18 protein-coding genes are annotated in these 19,066 nt (G+C 44.1%); 15 read left to right on the plus strand and 3 right to left on the minus strand.

The features are described 5' to 3' along the window. The 10 genes from VGA95_13140 to VGA95_13185 all read left to right on the plus strand — a co-directional run. A partial coding sequence (locus VGA95_13140; protein HEX9667485.1) for an OmcA/MtrC family decaheme c-type cytochrome occupies positions 1-1,476 on the plus strand: 1,476 nt, incomplete at its 5' end. 18 nt (positions 1,477-1,494) lie between these two features. Further along, positions 1,495-1,794 carry a hypothetical protein gene (locus tag VGA95_13145; GenBank protein ID HEX9667486.1) on the plus strand — a complete coding sequence of 100 codons (300 nt, stop codon included), beginning with the start codon at positions 1,495-1,497 and terminating at the stop codon, positions 1,792-1,794. Beyond that, on the plus strand, positions 1,791-3,089 hold the full coding sequence (locus VGA95_13150; protein HEX9667487.1) for a hypothetical protein: 1,299 nt from the start codon (positions 1,791-1,793) through the stop codon (positions 3,087-3,089). Before VGA95_13145 ends, VGA95_13150 begins: the two co-directional genes overlap by 4 nt. After that, positions 3,086-3,706, plus strand: coding sequence for a cytochrome c3 family protein (locus tag VGA95_13155; protein HEX9667488.1), 621 nt, complete (start codon positions 3,086-3,088; stop codon positions 3,704-3,706). Before VGA95_13150 ends, VGA95_13155 begins: the two co-directional genes overlap by 4 nt. Then, entirely contained in the window at positions 3,696-4,229 is a 534-nt protein-coding gene (locus VGA95_13160) for a hypothetical protein (GenBank protein HEX9667489.1), read from the plus strand. Before VGA95_13155 ends, VGA95_13160 begins: the two co-directional genes overlap by 11 nt. Positions 4,230-4,377: 148 nt before the next feature. Beyond that, the gene (locus tag VGA95_13165; protein ID HEX9667490.1) at positions 4,378-4,935 is read left to right on the plus strand and encodes a hypothetical protein; all 558 of its coding nucleotides are present in this window, start codon (positions 4,378-4,380) and stop codon (positions 4,933-4,935) included. A 237-nt stretch (positions 4,936-5,172) separates the two neighbouring features. Continuing rightward, positions 5,173-5,511, plus strand: a complete 339-nt coding sequence (locus VGA95_13170) for a cytochrome c (GenBank protein ID HEX9667491.1) — start codon at positions 5,173-5,175, stop codon at positions 5,509-5,511. Positions 5,512-5,891: 380 nt separating this feature from the next. After that, a complete protein-coding gene (locus VGA95_13175; GenBank protein ID HEX9667492.1) occupies positions 5,892-6,095 on the plus strand; it encodes a hypothetical protein in 204 nt (67 codons plus the stop codon). A 148-nt stretch (positions 6,096-6,243) separates the two neighbouring features. Continuing rightward, complete coding sequence (locus VGA95_13180) at positions 6,244-7,827, plus strand: ATP-binding protein (protein HEX9667493.1); 1,584 nt, start codon at positions 6,244-6,246, stop codon at positions 7,825-7,827. Between the two features lie 9 nt (positions 7,828-7,836). Further along, a complete protein-coding gene (locus VGA95_13185) occupies positions 7,837-9,222 on the plus strand; it encodes a sigma-54 dependent transcriptional regulator (protein HEX9667494.1) in 1,386 nt (461 codons plus the stop codon). 96 nt (positions 9,223-9,318) lie between these two features. On the opposite strand, the gene VGA95_13190 is transcribed toward VGA95_13185, so the two are convergent. Further along, on the minus strand, positions 9,319-11,838 hold the full coding sequence (locus VGA95_13190) for a hypothetical protein (GenBank protein HEX9667495.1): 2,520 nt from the start codon (positions 11,836-11,838) through the stop codon (positions 9,319-9,321). 550 nt (positions 11,839-12,388) lie between these two features. Between VGA95_13190 and VGA95_13195 the strand changes: the two genes are divergently transcribed. Continuing rightward, a complete protein-coding gene (locus VGA95_13195; GenBank protein HEX9667496.1) occupies positions 12,389-12,778 on the plus strand; it encodes a hypothetical protein in 390 nt (129 codons plus the stop codon). A gap of 4 nt (positions 12,779-12,782) precedes the next feature. Here VGA95_13195 and hemA read toward each other — a convergent pair whose 3' ends face one another. Then, entirely contained in the window at positions 12,783-14,132 is a 1,350-nt protein-coding gene (hemA, locus tag VGA95_13200; protein ID HEX9667497.1) for a glutamyl-tRNA reductase, read from the minus strand. Between the two features lie 409 nt (positions 14,133-14,541). On the opposite strand from hemA, the gene VGA95_13205 reads away from it, so the two are divergent. Genes VGA95_13205 through VGA95_13220 form a run of 4 tightly spaced genes read left to right on the plus strand, consistent with a single transcriptional unit; the run spans position 14,542 to position 18,106 of the window. Continuing rightward, the gene (locus tag VGA95_13205) at positions 14,542-15,789 is read left to right on the plus strand and encodes a multiheme c-type cytochrome (protein ID HEX9667498.1); all 1,248 of its coding nucleotides are present in this window, start codon (positions 14,542-14,544) and stop codon (positions 15,787-15,789) included. A gap of 5 nt (positions 15,790-15,794) precedes the next feature. Further along, complete coding sequence (locus VGA95_13210; protein HEX9667499.1) at positions 15,795-16,238, plus strand: ubiquinol-cytochrome c reductase iron-sulfur subunit; 444 nt, start codon at positions 15,795-15,797, stop codon at positions 16,236-16,238. A gap of 4 nt (positions 16,239-16,242) precedes the next feature. Beyond that, positions 16,243-17,295 (plus strand): cytochrome bc complex cytochrome b subunit, encoded by a 1,053-nt coding sequence (locus VGA95_13215; protein ID HEX9667500.1) that lies wholly within the window; start codon positions 16,243-16,245, stop codon positions 17,293-17,295. Positions 17,296-17,308: 13 nt separating this feature from the next. Further along, entirely contained in the window at positions 17,309-18,106 is a 798-nt protein-coding gene (locus tag VGA95_13220) for a multiheme c-type cytochrome (protein HEX9667501.1), read from the plus strand. A gap of 90 nt (positions 18,107-18,196) precedes the next feature. Here the strand turns inward: VGA95_13220 and VGA95_13225 are convergent. Beyond that, positions 18,197-19,066, minus strand: an 870-nt coding sequence (locus VGA95_13225; protein ID HEX9667502.1) for a Coenzyme F420 hydrogenase/dehydrogenase, beta subunit C-terminal domain, incomplete at its 5' end; no start/stop codon positions are given.

The following is a 19,066-nucleotide window of genomic DNA, read 5'->3' on the forward strand; positions in this document are numbered from 1 at the left end:
AACTGCACTAAGTGTCATACGGGAGGAACACAGAGCGACAACTTCAAGACTGAACCATCGAGGGCTGCCTGTGGCTCCTGCCATGACGATGTAAACTTTGAAAGCGGAGAGAATCATGGCGGAGGGATACAGCTTAGTGATAATAATTGCAACGGTTGCCATCTCCCATCTACAGATAAAGAGTTTGACCTCTCGGTTGTCGGAACTCACACAATTCCCCTGAAATCGGCCCAGGTTCCGGGAGTAAACTTTGAGATTGTGAGCGTCGAAAGTGCAGATATGATGTCAGATACTGTAGCACCTGGAGAACGGCCTAAGGTGACCTTTAGTATTAAAACCGATTCAGGAGAGACTATTCCACCATCTGATCTGAACTTCCTGAGACTCACCCTTGCTGGGTCAACAATCGAGTATTTTATCCAAGACTATAACGACGACGGGTTACCTATACCCGGAGACCCCTTGAGCCCGTGGACTCCTGGGGCGGAGGATTATAAACAGGAAGACCCAAGGCAAAGTGCCGTAGGACCGGATGCGTCCGGTAATTTTACTTATACTTTTACAGCCAAGATTCCGACCGATGCGACTGGCACCTATACCGTGGGGATAGAAGGGTATAAGTGTGCTACAGTTGAGGGTGCCAGCCAAAGAAAAGGAGGGACAAATTGTGATGGTACAAGGGATCCCAATGGAAACGGCACGGAGGATCCTGGTGAGGCCTTTAACCAGGTTCGTGACGCAGGACACAATGTAATTTTCGACTTTCCTGTTACAGATTCCGAAGCTGTCCCACGGCGAATGGCAGTTGATTCGTCGACAAAGTGTATCAACTGCCACGGCGTATTTTCAAAGGACTTCAGCATTCACGGTGGCATCAGAAACGATACCGTATACTGTGTTCTCTGCCACAACCCTTCGCATGACACATTAAGCAGACAAATTCCACCTATCGGGGAACCAACTATCACCAACTCTGTTGCTTTTAGGATCATGATCCATAAAATCCATACAGGAGAGGATCTGACTAATAAGCCATACTTCCTTTATTCTCCCCCTGGAGGGATGTTCCCTAACCAGTTTGAGAGACCTACTGACTTTAGTGAGATCCGCTTCCCGGGTGACAGGAGGGATTGTGAGGCGTGTCATTTGCCTAGTACATACATCTTAAACCCCGGTCAAGGTATCTTAGGTGGGAAGGTCTTACCTTCTACCAACCATGAGTTCGAAAGGGAAGAATCATCCAAAACGATCACAGAGACATTCTTTACTGAGCCAGTTATCTCGGTTTGTACGGCTTGTCATGACAGCCTTGTTGTAAACGAAGCTGGGGATGCACTTGCTGGAGAGGGCCATCCTGGCGGGGCTCAACCGGAGGGTGCCTGTATAGAGTGTCACGGTGTGGGTGAGTTCCTTGGCGTGAAAGAAGTCCATTTGCCCGGTCTTCCACCGGAGACGCGTATTGAGCGTCCGAACTAGCTATAAAACGGGAGTTAAATGAAGAAGATCCTGTTCGTATTGTTCTTCGTTGGCATCATAGGTTGTGTGGGCGAACAGAATGAGGGTCAAGACTTTGGCAATATTTTTGACAGCCCCGAAGGGCTGATCGTCACAGAAGAGGAACACCCTGATGGATGGGGTCGTTCAGATTGCTTCGCGTGCCACCCAGAGTTTGATATTCATCAGGTCGACCGTACAGGTGGTCTCCTCCCGATAGAGGAGATACAGGCATTGGTTGAGGAAGAAGGTCTCGCCAGTTGTCCTATATGTCATGGTGATAACGGAGTTGATGAGTGAAAAGAGCGATTCTACCCGCGTCTTTCATGATTCTAATATTCTTATTAGGTGAAAGATCGGCATTTGGCCAGGTAGAGATGATCCGTCCGAGGAGTTTGGGTTTTTTTGGGAACACGCTTACCCTATTTCAGGCGCCCAGCCCTTTGCTTCGTCCGGATAGAACCCGAAAGAATGTTTATCCCTTTTATCAATACCTGGAATTGAATGCTGCAAGCCCTTCAAATGGCCTATCTTTCAACACCTTTATGAGATATAGAGATATATTCAATGGGGAGGATGAGTCTTTCGATCTTTATAATGCATTCATCCAGTATTCTAATAAATCAAATACATTTGAGGTCCGTTTAGGAAGGCAGATCATAACCGAAAGTGTAACCTTTTTTCTTCTCGACGGCGGCTCGGTAAGCTTTAAGCCCGTGAACGGAATCGAACTTGTAGCATATGGCGGATACCAGGATAAAGACCTCCAACCCGAGCCCGAGCGGCCATTCAGAAGCTTTGCTGCGGCAGGGATTAAATTAAAATCCAGTAAAATTCTGGGCACGTTATTCACAATAGGCTATGAATTCTATAATCCGCAGGATTTTTCTTCGAGAAACTTCGTTAATATCTCTTTCAACAGGGTTGTACCCTTTACTGACTTTGCAGATTTTTACGGACTCGCCGAAATTGATGTAGGGGAGGGAAATCTAGGCCTGCTTACAGTCGGATTGGGAATCACATTGACCAGATCCCTTTTCCTCAATCTCGAATACGATAACTACGATCTTGATGAGGAACGCAAAGAATTTCAGCTTGATCCAATATATGACATCTTTTCGGTTGGACGTCTTAATCAGGCCAAGGTGGGTGTGACCTTCATACCTGCCAGTTTTCTGGAGGTCCAAGCCAGTTACGCTTTTTCCAACTACGATGTTCTCGATGATATAGACAGGAATGGTAATATCGCAAGGCTTGGATTTTCGTGGGACTTCTGGCGCGATATTGGTCTCACGGCGTTTAATGGTTTTTATTTTATCGATGGAAGGGACGACGACTATGCATTTGGTCTCAATTTCAATTTAAACGAGCAGATCTATAACGGATTGGATCTCCAATTTGCGTTTGCGTATGCCTATTACAATAAGATAACCAATCAGGAAGGTAACGCATTCAGCTACATAATGGGTTTTGAGTATCTTCTGGTTAAAAACCTCACGTTGAAGGCAGATGTAGAATTAAATACCAATCCTGATTTCAATAAGGATGCAAGGGTTGACCTAGGACTTAGCTACTATTTCTCGGGGACAAAATGAAAAATAAATTTATCTTAATTATCATTTTGATTTTTTTAGCATTCTATGGTTGCCGGAAGCAGGAGCGAGACATCGAGTGGGGGTGGAAACAAGACAAGCCGGTAACACCTCAGAAGCATTTTTCTCATAAATTGCATGAGAACGTGCTGAGCGAAGAGGGACTTGACTGTGAAGCATGTCATCCAGTTGGTTTTGTAATTGAGGAGAAAGAAGAAGAGAAAAGGGCTGAAATTTCGGGCAAATCCCTAATACCGGGGAAAGAAACATGTCATTTTTGTCATTTTAATCCTCAGGCAGGTAGTATCGCACCGAATAGTTGTGACACTTGCCATGTCGATATGCGCGGTATAACACCTGCTAATCATAACTTTAATTGGTCTGTAAAACATGCAGTATTCGCAAAGGCGGATGCGAATTCTTGCAACACCTGTCACAGCCCCAGGTTCTGCGAAGATTGCCATAAGAGAAGAGATCTTCCCACCCTGAGGGTTCACGACAGGAATTTTAGGTTTATCCATGGCATCGAAGCCAGGGCAAATCCGAGAGAATGTGGAAACTGTCACGAGCTCAAGTCCTTTTGTGACCAGTGCCATATAAGGGGCGGGTATGACAGGTAAATTAAAAGGCAAGAAGATATTGTTATTGATAACATTCATTTTGCTTTCCTATTCGATTTCCAGGTCCCAGGAAAGTCCACACTCAGCAATGGAAGAAAATCCTAAAGATGAGGGGAATTGCCTTTTTTGCCATTCGGAGCTACCTAAAGAGGGAGAGAAAGCGCCTAATTACCTGCTTAACTTTGAACCATCAGAGGCGTGCTTGGCGTGTCATTCGGCATCTCAGCATGTGGGATCAAAGGAGCATTTAGAATATTCAATTCCTCAATCGAGTAGTCTTCCCGGCGATGAGAACAATAAAGTTGCCTGTTTTTCCTGTCATGACCCCCATCCACAGGGAATCATTAAAGGTAGGATTGTTTACGAAATAGAGCTTGGACAGCATGAAAAGGAGTTTATAACCCAGGTTGTAATTCCGGAGAGAGGGGGAAAGATTGCGCTACCCGAGAAAACAAAGGTGCTCCTCCGTCTTCCACTCGAAGATAATAAGCTCTGTGTCAATTGTCATGCTACGCCAAATTGATTTGTTCTTTTTATAAATTTACCAAGTCAGGTATGTGAATAGTTAAACAAGTGGGAGGGCACCGTCCTGTGTCTTTTTGAGTTCTTGATTCCAGCTAAATTCCAGATACAATGTTCCACACCAATGTCAGCAATGGAGGATAAGTCATATGAAGAAATCTTTATTTGTTTCAATCATCATCTCCTTTCTAATTGTTGGAGTAGGATTAGCTGTCATGAAGGACACTGGTTATTATAAACCCTCAGTACCCACTTGGCTTACTGGATCAACTGAAGAAAAGGTAAACGAACTTGGGCTTGTTCAACCGTCTTATGCCGACCTCATGTTGTGGACTGGAATCCGTCTTAATGAGTTGTTTGCAGCAGGGGTCACCGGAAAAACACAGTATGCAAAGCTCCAGGCAAGGAAAATCGAAGAGACATTGGAAAAGGCGGCAGTGGTCGATCCAAGAAGAAGGTCGGGAATAGAGGGACTTCTTTCAGCTAATTATCCGGGGCTCATTGAAGCGATAGATTCGAACAAAACAGATGTATTTCAGGCCGCTTTTGGAAAGCTCTACGCTAGTTGTGTTAACTGTCATGTTAAAAACGGAGTCCACTTTTATCCTCTGATTCCCACAACATCTATAAGTCCCATAACAGCGGGCTCTATACAATCATGGGAAGAGATCCAGAAGCATTTGCGAGAGGAGCAGGAGAAAAAGTAATCCGAGTTTAAGACAAAAGAAGAGTCTCTCCATATATATACCTTACAAATGACTTTTTCAGGTTAAAGGATTTGTGTCTAACGAAACATGCGGTGCCAACATAATAATTGCGCAAAGAGATTAAACCTTGAAACAATAGATCTAGTACGAAGTTTATACGTTATGAAGAAAGGATTTAAAATAAGCGAAGCGAGTATGAAGTCTAAACTAATTCTTTAATACAGGAGGATCCTTGAGATGAGACATGTATTAGTTTTTATCATTGGAATGGCCATTTTGATGACTTCCAGCATGGGCAATCGTTTTGCTCAGGGTGAGGAAGGATCGGTAGAAAAGGGCAAAGAGGTGTATACTGCAAAAAAGTGTGGCCTATGTCATACCGTAGATGGTAGTGGTGGTAAGAAAGGGGGAGACCTCTCTGATATAGGCGATAAAAAGGATGCCGAGTGGTTGACAAAATATATGAAAGATCCAAAATCTCTTATACCTGAAGCCAAGATGCCTGCTTTCAGAGGGACTGATGAAGAACTACAGAATTTGGTAGCATATTTGACGAGCCTGAAGAAGGCTAATTAATTCTTGAGCTAGGATATTTATAAGGCAAATCGAGCCCGGAATTGTGACACTTAAATTAAGAATCGGTAGAGACGCCTTTTCATAAATGAATAACCTTGCAGCAAGGTTCCGGGTAAAAGTACCTAAAACAAAAGGCTCTTGAGTCATTGCTAGAGATGTCACATAATTTGTGGATAATATTTTTATTTTGAATGTGCTATTTTTCTGAGCCCGTCTCCAATGGAAATGATTTAAATGGGCATTCAAAAAATTGTAAATTTTAAATTCGATCTCGAAAAAATAATTATAGATTCTAGCCCCTAAATATCTAACACCTGCAATTGCGAGGGATCCTGAGAGAATTCGAAGGGGACGAAGCAATCCCCAAGAATTAAGAAAAGATGAGATTGCTTTGGGATAAAACCTCTCGCAAAGACAGAATGGGAGCAAACCTGGATTCCCACTTACGGAATGTGGGAATGACACTTTGTGAGATTGCTTCAATTTGCCTCTCAAATTTCGCAATGACGGAGAACCGCAGGGTTGTGGGTCACAGCAGTAACAGTGTAATGCCTATCGCAAGCTACAGGGAATTTGCGGGTTAAAATGTCATGAATTCGCGTAGTAGCTTCCTCATTGGTACTATCCTCATCAGCGTGATCGATCACTTTATGCCGTCTGAATTTATGACATCTTACATTCTTTACCAACCAAATTCTCACCATATTAAAACGATTTTCCTTGGTATCGTTCTTGCACAAAACCTTCGTAATAGACATGAGGATAAGTATAGCCGCAAAACTGATGCTAGGCTTTTTAGTTCTTTTACTGCCGGCAGCTCTCATCTTGGGAGGATTCAGCTATTACTCAATTCGCAAGCTCATAGGAATAAATAAGCAGCTGGAGGAAATTACCACCTCCCTTGATGCAACCAGGGAGTTAAACATAGCTGTTGCGAACCTCGTTATACCGGTGAACGAATATACTATTAATGGAGATATTAACGCTAGGGATCATTTTGACAGATTATTAAATAGCGTTGATACGAAACTAAACACCTGTGCTAATTCTTCCTGCCACTTCGCGTCGAATGAGCCAAGGGAAATGGCAAATAGCATTCTTCTCGGGGTAAGCAACATCAAGGAAGTCGCCCAAGGGCTCTTTGGTCTCGATGATCTGTCAAGGAACTCGCACGGTTCTAATGCAGTTAAAGAAATTAACGATATACTTTACTTTCTGAGTGCCCGTCTTAATTTTATGTCCCGGGCGCTGATTGAACGTGTACAGCTACTCAAGACCCAATCGTACGAGGAGGGCCGTAAGACTCTCCGCTATCTATTCGTTTTTTCTCTATCGGTCATGGCAATGTCTGTATCTGTGGCGTACATTATTTCCCGAAAAATAGCAAATCCTATCCGGAGTCTGCTCCAGGGAACTAAACATATTATCAAAGGCAACTTGGACTGTCATGTGAATGTTGCACAACGTGATGAGGTGGGAGAGCTTGCCGAATCGTTTAACTCGATGATTGATGAAATTAAGGGATACAGAGAACGGGTCGAACTTTACAGGCAAGGACTGGAAGAGAAGGTTAAGGAGAGAACCGAGGAACTGATGCGAAAGGATGAGAACTTACGTCAGTCCGAGAAGCTGGCCTCGATAGGACTTCTGGCCAGCGGAGTTGCCCATGAACTCAATAATCCATTGACGAGCATCCTTATGAGCGTTGGTCTCTTGATGGAAGATGTCAAAGCAAGCTCCGATCTTTACAATGAGCTTGAAAAAATAAATGAGGACACGAATAGATGCATACAGATAATCAATGAACTTCTTGATTTTTCGAGGCACAGTATCCCCGATAAGATCCCCTGTAATATAAATTCCCTTCTAGGGGAATCGCTCAATATGTTACGTCATAGTGTGGATTTAGAAAAAATCGTTGTAAACGATGATTTCTCAAGCAATCTTCCTCCGGTATATTGCGATCCGGACCAAATGCAACGGGTTTTCATGAACACAATCACCAACGCAGTTCAGGCAATGCACGGGGATGGGATCCTAACTCTCAAAACTTACCTGAATGGTAATTTTGTCAATATCTGTGTTCGAGATAACGGCCCGGGCATCCCACAAAGAATGAGACAAAAGGTCTTTGATCCATTTTTTACGACAAAGAGAGGGGGGTCGGGACTCGGGCTCTCGATCAGCCATAGAATTATCCATGACCATGGTGGGAGGATCGAAATTTATAGTGCTACAATCGATGAACCTAAAGACGAAGCTGGTATACAAATAACGGGAACGGGCGTAGAAATCCTTATCCCAATAGAGGGTTAATCTATGTGTATGAGCAATAAAGAAGAGAGCAAAGGACGTATTCTGGTGGTTGACGATGAGCAGAATATCTGTGAGTCCATAAAAAAGACACTTGAGCGAAGTGGTTATTCAGTCAGTGCCTCTCAAGATGGATATGAAGCGCTAAAAATGGTCGGCACAGATGGCTACGATATGGTTATCTGCGACATCCGAATGCCGGAGCTAGATGGACTTCAGATATTAGACCAAATTAAGGAGATTAATCCTCGAATTGTTGTCTGTATGATTACCGGATACGCTTCGATCGATACGGCAATTACCTCTATGAGGCATGGAGCCATAGATTATATTACAAAGCCCTTTAAACCGGATCAGATCCGTTTCATTGTCAATAGAGCTTTTCAACAGAAGAAACTGGGAGATGAAAGCATAAATCTTAGACATGAACTGGGGAACTTCTACGGACAGGATGTGGTCATCGGGAATAGCAAGAAAATGCATGAAGTGTTTGACCTTGCTCTCAAGGTATCTGAGACAGATTCCAGCGTGTTAATTTTAGGAGAAAGCGGCACAGGGAAAGAGGTTCTTGCACGAATCATTCACTTTAAAAGCCTCCGAAGTAACAACTCCTTCGTCACGGTGAATTGTGCCGCCATACCGGAGACACTTCTGGAAAGCGAGCTCTTCGGTCATAAGAAGGGCGCCTTTACCGGAGCAATCTATACTAAGAAGGGTAGTTTTGAACTGGCGGATGGAGGGACTCTTTTCTTGGATGAGATCAGCGAGATGAAAAAGGATATGCAGGCTAAGATTCTTCGCGCACTAGAGGCAAAGAAAATAAAGAGAGTGGGGTCAGAAGATGAAATTAGCGTGGATGTAAGAGTAGTTGCCGCCACTAATAAAGAGATTACACAGGAGGTCAGAGAGGGCAATTTCCGTGATGACCTATATTATCGCCTGAACGTCGTACAGATAAAAATTCCGCCCTTACGCGAACAAAAAGAAGACATTCCCATTTTTGCCAGGCACTTTCTTAAGAAGTATTCAGAGGAGCTGAAAAAAAACATTTTTGATTTTTCTGAAGGGGCAATGGCTCGCATCATCGATTATGATTGGCCCGGCAACATAAGAGAGCTCAAGAATGCAATTGAGCGTGCGGTAATATTCGCAGAAATAAATGGCCTTATCCGGAGCCATCACCTACCTCAACACATTCTTGAGGGAACTGAAATCCCACCCGCTGAGAGAGAAAAGGAGGCAAAAAGGGAACCGGTAGACAAAGGGTTCCGGACATTGAAGGAAGTTGAGGATGGCTATATAAAGGAGGTTCTAAGATACTGCGGCGGAAACAGAATTAAGGCCGCAGAGATCCTTGGAATCTCCCCAGTCACGATATGGCGAAAGTGTGGTAAATAAACACAGAATTAAAAAAGGATCAGGACCGATGTCCAGAAAACGGGCCCTGATCCCAATCCTCAGAGATAAACACTAACCGTAGTTCGCTGTGTCCCTTTACTCCTGATGGCATGAGCTACACGGCGCTTGAGCTATAGCAAAGGGTGCCGGGAACGGGGCATTGTAGGGATTGTCCTCAAAGTGACAACCCACGCATCTGCCAACGTTATCTTGCTCAACTACAGCAGGATGTATTCCATCCCAATCTTCTGCATGCGGATAGGGATCTCCACTGAACGGTACTCCGGCAACTTGCTCGTATGAGGTCCTAAGTGCAGTGACTGCGAAAGCTGTGTTATGCACCCCCTCACTCTTGTCTTCCTCTAAAGCAAGAAAGTTGAAGGACGCCTTGAATACGTCTTCGTCAGGGATTCCCCCTGCCGGATGAGTAAAGCAGGACTCGTCTGTCTCTGCCTGTTCTATCGTGCAGCAACTCTTCAGCAGTCTGACCCTTCCGTGGAACGGAACCGGACTGGGCTTGCCTTCTGGAACACAACCGGCATCCCAGCCTGCATCCATTGCAAATTCACCTATTTCGTCCTTGAGAGCTTCTAAAAGGCCTTCAACCTCGGTTTGTACGCCTTCTCTCATGCCATTACCATTGAAGTCTCCATAGGTATGCGGAATATTGAATGCAAATGTCTCGCCTGAAGTGGCATGACATCCGGCTGACAAACAGCCTGACCCTTGCGGATTTTGATCCGTGGGGAGTAGACCCGTGTTTTCAAAATCTGTATCCCCATCTTTTACAAGATGCGTATGGTCTCCAACCCGATTGCGTTCAGGGCCAGCCTGGTCGCGATTCGCAGCCATATGGCAGTCCACGCATGCGTTTTCGGTAGCGGTGCTATGGGGTGAATTTGGATACACTCCACCAGGGGCATCCGATTCGAACCAAAGGTTCTCACCAAGGAATATGTCTCCCTGAAGGCTAGCGTGCGCATCGTTCTGGTTTGTTAGCGTATTTGGGTTGCTAATTGGTCTCCTTGAGTTATGGCATCCTATGCACGTCGCTCCTACTCCGACGCTATCCGGAACCGTGTACATGGCCAGGGTGGTAAAGCTGCCAAATCGCCTCACCTGCGCCGGGTAGCCGGCTTCATTGTGCGGGTCATGGCACGCTGAACACGTCTGTGGCTCGGCAAAATCAGCCGGAGGAGCGAAAGTCGGAACGTCGCCCGGTTCGCCCCCGTTCCTGATCCATATCACGTTCCCCGCTGTGCTGTGACAACGTGCGCAGCTACTATTGAGTGCCGGATCGTCCTCTCCCAATGGGCTCGTTTGGAGGTTTCCTGTGGTCACAAATTTTGAGTGCGGGGAGTTGTTCCATTGATTAGGTATTAGGTGAAATGGAGGTTCATCGTGACACTGGAAACAATCATTAGCCGTGTAGTTGACTATTATCGCATCAGGGCTTCCGCCCGATTCTGCATGCTCTTTTCCTGGTCCATGGCAGTTTTCACACTGTATGTTTCCCAGAACCTGAAGGTCTGCTGGAATGGCATCGAAGTTTCCGGGCATAAGCTCGGCGGGAAATTCCCAGCCAACCATTTCTTGAACATCGTCAAACCCGCCATTGAATATGGTGTTTCCCAGGTCGTAGCCTACTGTGTGACAGTATATGCAGCCTTCGTTATAGCTGGGAGATAACTCTCCATCAACGCCTCTTTGGAAGAATGATGCATGACCGGTAGCCAGCCATGGCTGATATTTTGGGGTTAGGGTTCTGTCATCGTCCGATCTTGTCTGAGCTATAGAGTGACAAGCCATGCAGTTGACCCCATCTGCGGTAACTCCTAGCCATTCACTTACATTGAATATACTAAAGCTATTTCTGGAGACCGATTCCGTAATCATATAATCTCCAACCACATCAGGGGTGAAGTGAGGGGTTCTTGAGGATGCATCTGGGATTGATGCAGCTGACCCGGCGGGCTTGCCGGTTATTGACCAATTATAGGAGTTCTGAATTCCTCCGTTAAAATACACCGGGAGTCCAAGATGGGTGTTAGCCTGGAAGGGCAGGGTCTCAGTTTCGGGATCGAAATTTGAGGGTATATACTCATCTTCCCAACCTCCATACTGAGGAGCGGATGTGCACCTTATCTCTTCTTCTATCTCGTCTTTACCATCGCTTACTTTAACGTCGAGTATATAGTTAACCTCCTGAGCGCTGAAAGGCCGAATCTCAAATCTGTCGCGAAGGCCTCTGTTCAAATTGGCCAGAGTTTCCTCAATAGTAAAGGTGGTGAACGAGACTGTATCAGTATCAGCACCTGTGAGCGTAGGGGCGGGTAAACCAAACTCTGGGTCGCCGCCAGGCCATTCTCCAACGTTTCCAGACGCAACACCGAATTTCCACTCATAGGTAATGGGCCTTTTGGTAGTGGAAATCACTTCGACAGTGACCTGTGCCTGGGCGCCGAAGCCTACACTTTTACACTGGGTCTGATCAAGTTGTACTTCGAGAGGTGCACCGCCCCCGCCACCACCCTCCTCATTTTCACAACTAATTATGCCGAACGCCAGTACCGAGAGTAAAATAGTAAAGAGTACATAACCTATTTTCTTACCCATGATTTTACTCCTTTAAGTCTTTTTTCATTTTCTCTTTACTGCAAAACCGATTATCCGACGACAGGCGTTTCGATTTCGGTGTATCTTTCTTTAAGCTCACAACTAACACATTTAGCAGCAATTATCATGCCAGAAACCTTTCATTCAAAATGCTCGTAAAGTCTGGCGAAATACCATCTCACCCGCTATAAACTTAGCATTGACAGTATCTTAGAATCAACTCAGTTTAAAAAATGGAAAGATTGGTTAGGCCCGGGATTCATTTATCATCGTGATAAAAAATTGATATATTGCATTTTGTATAATATCCATCAATTTATTGCAAATTGTAATAACGTAAAAATCAATCATTTCAATCAATTATAGGAGAAACATTTCATTTTGAAATCATCGGCTGGATAAATTCTCAAATTCTCGTCTATCATGGATATTCAGGGTTAAGGAAATACTTTTTAATTATAGGGAGTTAGAAATTAACAAATTTTTCGTCCAACCGGTCTTATGCTTCGGTATGGATATTGCCATGTAGATAATTTAATTGTAGGCACTTGTGGACAGAAAGATGGAACACACGGATGTACGGGTCTTTAAACAGGGGCACTCTTTAAGGTCTATTCAGCGTGGAACAACCTGTATTCGTGTAATATATGAAAGCGACCCAATAGAAGTATTAACAATAGAGCTGGGGCCGAAAGCTTCGGTTGATGAATCCTACCTCTGGTACAATCCGTCATTCCACATGATTGTGGAAGGTAACATGGCATTTGAAGTAGGTGACAGGTCCTACGAGCTTCTTCGGGGTGAGGGAATATCGATATTAGATAATGAGCGCTATAAGATCCATAATCTCGTTGATACCAAGGGGCTAATTTTTTGTTTTTTATTTAATACCACTCGAGGTAGTCGCAATTCGGATCTAGTAAAGGGCGAGGTACAGTAAACCACTAAACCTCATTTTCAGAGTTTCCTACGAAGTATTCTTTTAATTTGGCCACTTCATCAAGGTTAAATATTTCCCGGATTGTATCTACATAGATGTCACCTGTTAATTTAGAAGCCTCTGTTTTTAACCTGGTGACCGGGTGATGGAGAATCTTACCTATAATTCCAGATGCCATATCTTCTATGATCTCCTTCTCCCTTTCCGAGATGTTGCCTAACCTCTTTAAAGCCTTCTCAACCTCAATGCGTTTAATTTCATGAAACCTTCTTCTTATGGAGATGATGGTCGGTACGGCCTTAAGGCCTTCGAGCCACTTCTGGAATTCTGTGTCTCCCTGAAGCACTATCTCTTCAGCCTTCTGTATGTGATCATTCCTCACATTGGAGGTTTCAAGAACGAAACCTTGAAGGTCATCCATATCGTAAAGATAGACGTTTTCAAGCTCCCCAACCCTCGGGTCAATATCTCTGGGAACCCCAATATCTATCATAAACATGGGCTCATTACGCCTGAGCTTTAGGGCATCCCGAACGTTCTGCGTCTTTATTATAAAATCTTTAGAACCGGTGGCGGTAATCACTATGTCGGATTCCTTTAGGTAATTGTAAGCCTCTTCGATTCTTATCGCTCTACCCCCTGTTTTTTTAGCGATCTCTTCGGCTCGCCCGACCGTGCGATTTGCAATTATTAAGTCTCTTACCCCTGCCGCTACAAGATGAGTCAGGGCATTCTTGCCCATGCCTCCTGCCCCTATGAGCATAACTCTTCTTCTTGAAAGGTCGTCAAATATCCTTTTTGTAAGCTCCACCGCTGCATGACTTACCGAGGTCGTATAGCTTCCTATCCCGGTTTCCGTTCTCACCCTCTTTGCAACAAAAAAGGCACGATCGAAAAGTCGGTTCAGTATAGGCCCTGTAGTCTTTTTTTCAACAGCCATTCTATAAGCATCCTTTACCTGTCCCAGTATCTGTGGTTCACCCACCACCATCGAATCTAGGCTGGACGTAACTCGAAGCATGTGCCTTGTAACAGCATTTCTGATCAAAACATACACGTAGCGAGCAAAGTACCGTATAGGAACACCATGAAATTCGGATAGAAATCGTTTAATTTCCTCTATGCCCTCTTCATTTTCCGTTACAGCATATACCTCCACACGATTACAGGTAGAGAGGATTGCACATTCTCGAATTCCGGCTTTTTCTCGCAAGCCATCCAGTCCAGCTCCAAGGGAGGACTTTTCAAAGTAGAGATTCTCCCTTACCTCAACAGGAGCAGTCTTATGATTAAGTCCGACAAGAACCAATCTCATTTCCTTGAAGGGTAATCGGGCAAACTTTGTGCCAAACAATTACAGACCGCTAAAACAATTTAACTGGCAAATTCCCCGTAGCTCGCTACAGGGAGTTTCGTTAGAAGCAAAATATTTAGTATGTCAGATTTTCATACAACTCATTTGCTATTCTTGATAAACATAATTAGGCGATAGTAAAAGGGTTGGATTTTATGGCCTGTTGACCCTTTGGCATGGAACTTGCTCTCAATGAAGCTAGGGCGTGACTAGAAAAAAACTGACATTCGTGGCTGGTGCAATAAGTTTCATTGTTTCTATTTTCGTTTTCATTTTTCACTATATTCCTCGTATATTCTGGACTCTTGATGTGGAAAAAGATAAATTAACTCTGAACCAGTTGTGGCGACTGAAAGGAAGGCTTTACTTGTCTTACACGATGTTTTACTGTTAGGAACCTCTTTCCAGAATGCTGAACAAAGTGGATCTATTCATGATTATTCTGGGCCTCTTGGTTAATCCCCTCACCGTAGGAGCCATGACCGACCATCCCATTGTTAAGAAGGAAGGGTACACAGAGAGTCGCGTCTGTGGCACCTGCCATACAATGATATATAAGCAGTGGAAAAATTCTTTACATGCTTCTTCCATCAGCGACCCTGTTTTTCTCGGTGTTTATAATGAAGTGGAGCAGGAAGAGAATAGAAGATTCTGTCTTAAATGTCATGCTCCTACGGTGAGGGTTACCGGCGACTTTGACTTCGCCCAGGACATAACCAAAGAAGGGGTTACATGTGATTTTTGTCATACCATAAAAGGCGTAAATCTAGGTAAGCAAGAACCATTTGAATTTGCGCTGGGTTTTGTAAAAAGAGGTCCACTTAAGAGCGACTTGGAAATAGGACATGAGAATCTCTATTCTGAGATCCACCTAAAGGCCGAATTCTGCGCCGGATGTCATGAAGTCGTAAATGAAAATGGATTTCACGTAATGAGCACCTATACGGAATGGAAACGGGGGCCTTATGCGGAAAAGGGGATTCAATGTCAGAATTGTCATATGCCAGAAGAGTTTGGGGTCCCTATTGTTAATCCTGAAATCGCAAGAACCCAACATAATGTAACTGCGCATAAATTTCTAGGGGGACATTCTCAAATAAATATAACCAGGGCTGCAACGCTAACCCAGGTTATCGACAAAGCCGATGACCACATCTCAGTGGTAGTCTATGTAACCAACTCAGAAGCGGGGCATTCTCTACCCACAGGCATTCCTTCACGTAAAGTAATACTCACGGTTAAACTTCTGGATCGCAGGGGACAGGCCCTTGAAAATAAGGAGGTTATATACAGACGAGTTCTCATTGATGGCGAGGGAAGAGAGATTCCAGAAGAAAATATTAAAGATATGTTTCTAAAAGCTACCTCTGTAAAGAGCGATAATCGTATTAGACCAAAGGAAACGCGGAGGGAGGAGTTTACCTTTCCTCTTCCGAAAGGAATTGGGGGGACCCTTTTGGTGGAATCTACATTGGATTATGAATTCAGAGTTCCTTACCTCGAACCAAATATAATGAAGGTAGAGATGGTACGGAATGAAGAAATAATAGAAATTCAGAAACGAAGCATAGGCATATGGGGTTGGTTTGCTTTGCTTGTTGTAGTTTTGGTAGTTTTATTTTTACTGCAAATAACATATCAAAGACTAAGGAGGTAACCCCGGTGGGCGATGAAATCGGAAGAAGGGATTTCTTTGGCACGCTTGTTAAATGGATATTTGGTCTTACAGTGTTAAGCTGGATACCGCCTATGGTAGCATACCTTTTACCAAAATCGGCGGCCGAGACAGAAAAGGTTTTTGTAAACCCTTCGGGTAACCCCATAATGGTGTCGGCTGTCTCAGAAGAGGGATCAAAAGTAGGACTTGCTTTTGGTCACCCCACAGTTGTCATCGATTATAAGGGCGAGCTCAGGGCCTTTTCAGCCGTATGTACACACCTAGGTTGTATTGTACAGTGGAATAAGGATACAGGTATCTTTTTGTGTCCTTGTCACGCGGGTAAATTTGACGCCAATGGAAACGTTATTTCAGGCCCGCCTCCCAAGCCACTTCCCCAGTATGGTGTTAAAGTCGTGGGAAATGAAATAAAACTTTTAGAGGCTTAATAAGTTGAAGAAAATAGTTGATTGGATCGATGAGAGAGTTGGAATTAGAGAGGTAATAAAAAGTAATCTCACCGGGTATATGGTCCCGGCAAATCTAAGTTTTTGGTACTCTATGGGTGCCGTGCTCCTTGCAATGCTTTTAATTCAGTTTATATCCGGGATATTGCTTCTCATATATTATATCCCCGATGTAGACAAAGCCTTTGATAGCGTCACTTATATAACTAACGAGGTTCCATTCGGGTGGTTAATGAGAAGGGTTCATGCCATGGCAGCGAACATATTCATAGCCGTACTCTTTCTCCATATGGCGAGTACTCTTTTTATGGGCTCTTATAAGAAACCCAGAGAGCTACAGTGGATATCGGGCTGCGTGCTTTTATCTTTAGGATTTTTAGCAGCTCTCTCCGGCTATCTCCTTCCTTGGAGCCAGCTCTCCTACTGGGCGACGACAGTTGCAACGGATACGATAAGCGCGGTGCCTTATATAGGTAATGAGCTTGTAAAGTGGGTGAGAGGCAGTGAGAGTGTAGCGCAAGCAACGTTGGGTAGATTTTTTACCCTGCATGTTATAGTCGTACCCTTATTATTTCTAATGCTCGTAGCCATGCACCTGTTCTTTATGAGGAGAACCGGCATATCCAATCCTCCGGGGACTAAGACAGGAGAGGTAAAAAAGGTTCCCTTCGTGCCCCACTTTGCCTTAGAGGATCTGAAGGTTATATACTTTTTCCTTGGAATCCTTTTCATTTTTGTCTTCTTCTACCCAAAGCTTTATTTTCCAACGGATGCCTTGGAACCGGCGGACCCATTTTTTACACCTCCTCACATAAAACCTGAGTGGTATTTTCTTGCAACCTACCAGATGCTTAAGCTCATTCCAAATAAGTTTCTGGGGGTATTTATACAGATTTTGCTTATTCTTTTTCTTATCTTCTTACCTCTAATTGATGTCGGGAGTGAACGAAGTCCGTTAAAAAGACCTGTTTTCCTGATACTTGCAGTTCTTGGGGTTTTGGTGTTTCTAGCCCTTACTGTTTTGGGAAAAATTCTCTAGAAAAGGAGACAGGATGATCATCAAATATCTACTCTTTTTTTCTTTTGGCTCGCTTCTCTTTGCTTTTGTAGCTCAGGTTTTTGCCCAAGAGCAGGAAAGCTCCTGCATTTCTTGCCATACCGAGTTTGGGGATGATTTGGCCAAGCCAGTAGGGCTTTGGCAAGAAAGCATTCACAAACAAAATGGTATCTCTTGTAACAACTGTCACGGCGGCAACCCTGAGTTACAGGATATGGAAGCAATGAGCCCGGGGGAAGGTTTTGTCGGGGCCCCTACAGAAGAAGAGGTTCCCGAGTTCTGTGGAAAGTGCCATGTGGCTGTTATGGAGAACTATATGAAGAGTCCTCATTGGCTAACCGAGAAGAAGAAACGCCCAGTTTGCACTACGTGCCATACCGCTCACCATCAGCAAAGGGCTACAGTGGGTCTTATCAGCGAAGAGAATTGCTCAAGGTGTCACACCTATGAACGGGCAAAAAAGATAAAATTTGTTATGGAAGGAACGGAGACGAAGATAGACCAGCTTAATAACAGTATCGAGAAGGTTAAGGAAGAGGGTTTTGATACGCAAAGCCTTGAAGCTGCACTCTTTGCAAACAGAAACCAGTTTCACCGCTTAACCCATGTTCTTTCGGTCGACTTAATAATAGACAGGACTGGCACGATCACGGATGATATAGACAAAATCGAAAAGGCAGTGAAGGATGATGAAACCACAATCAAACGTAGAAAGATCTTTGGAGCAATCCTCATAGCATTTCTTTTTATCTCGGCATTCGTGATTCACAATTATAGGAAATCCTTATCGTGAACTCTTCCAAAAAAGGCATAGGGTTTTATCAGTTACTTGGGGCTAATTGTAAGAACCCTTTAACGCGTAGGTGAGTATTTATCCCTCGATTTAATTGGCAGTTTTTAGCACATCCTGGCTCCCACTAGATGCCAATTGAGATAAATTGTTCATTTGCTTCGCTCTTTTATTGTCGGTGAATCTTTTCAAAAGACTTATGGAGCGTTCAAACTCGGATGCGTCCTTAACCTCTAGATACCCCTTTTGCACGGTACGATTGAGTATACTTTCTCCCAATTCGGATCTAATGATAAGTATTGTCCATCCCTCTGTTCCCACACCGCCGGCTGAAATATCGGCGTACTCGGCGCTAAAGTCACCACAGTATTCGCACTGGTCCCTGTGATAAGGCTTTAATTCCTCGAGGGGAGTTTCAATTCTTGTTCCATCTCTCAAATCTATAAAAACCTTTCTTTTTATGTTTACTTTGATTATTTCACGAGGATCAAGCCCGAGTTTTCCTATTATGTATTCACGCATATAACCGTCGTAATCATAGGATTCGGTACAGAAAAGACCTATTGCCAATCTTACGGAATCCACATATTGCCTGAGGTGTCTTTTCTGTTTTTCTACGTTTTTTGAACCTCTATCGGGAGTGATAAAGCCTGTATCCGCTCCTAAGGCTGCGGCGTATCCCGAGATTTCGCATGGGACCCCAACTAAAGCGAGATTTTTTAACTTGAATTTATCTACGGCTTCTACAAGAGCCAGGGGGGTTGGGCAATACGTATACCAAGATTTTGAAGTACGCATTAGCTCGTCTACGCTTTTTACAACAGTCGGTACAGGCTCAAGCCATAGATTATCGGAGGGACCAGCTACTGCGGCACCTTCAATGATCCCTTCCTCAAAAGCACACCTCAGAATCTCCCTTACTGCCCCACCATCTTGTGCATTTGCAACTACGTTTGGATTAGT

It is taken from the genome of Thermodesulfobacteriota bacterium, assembly GCA_036397855.1.
In the GTDB taxonomy this organism is placed as follows: Bacteria; Desulfobacterota_D; UBA1144; order Nemesobacterales; family CSP1-2; genus DASWID01.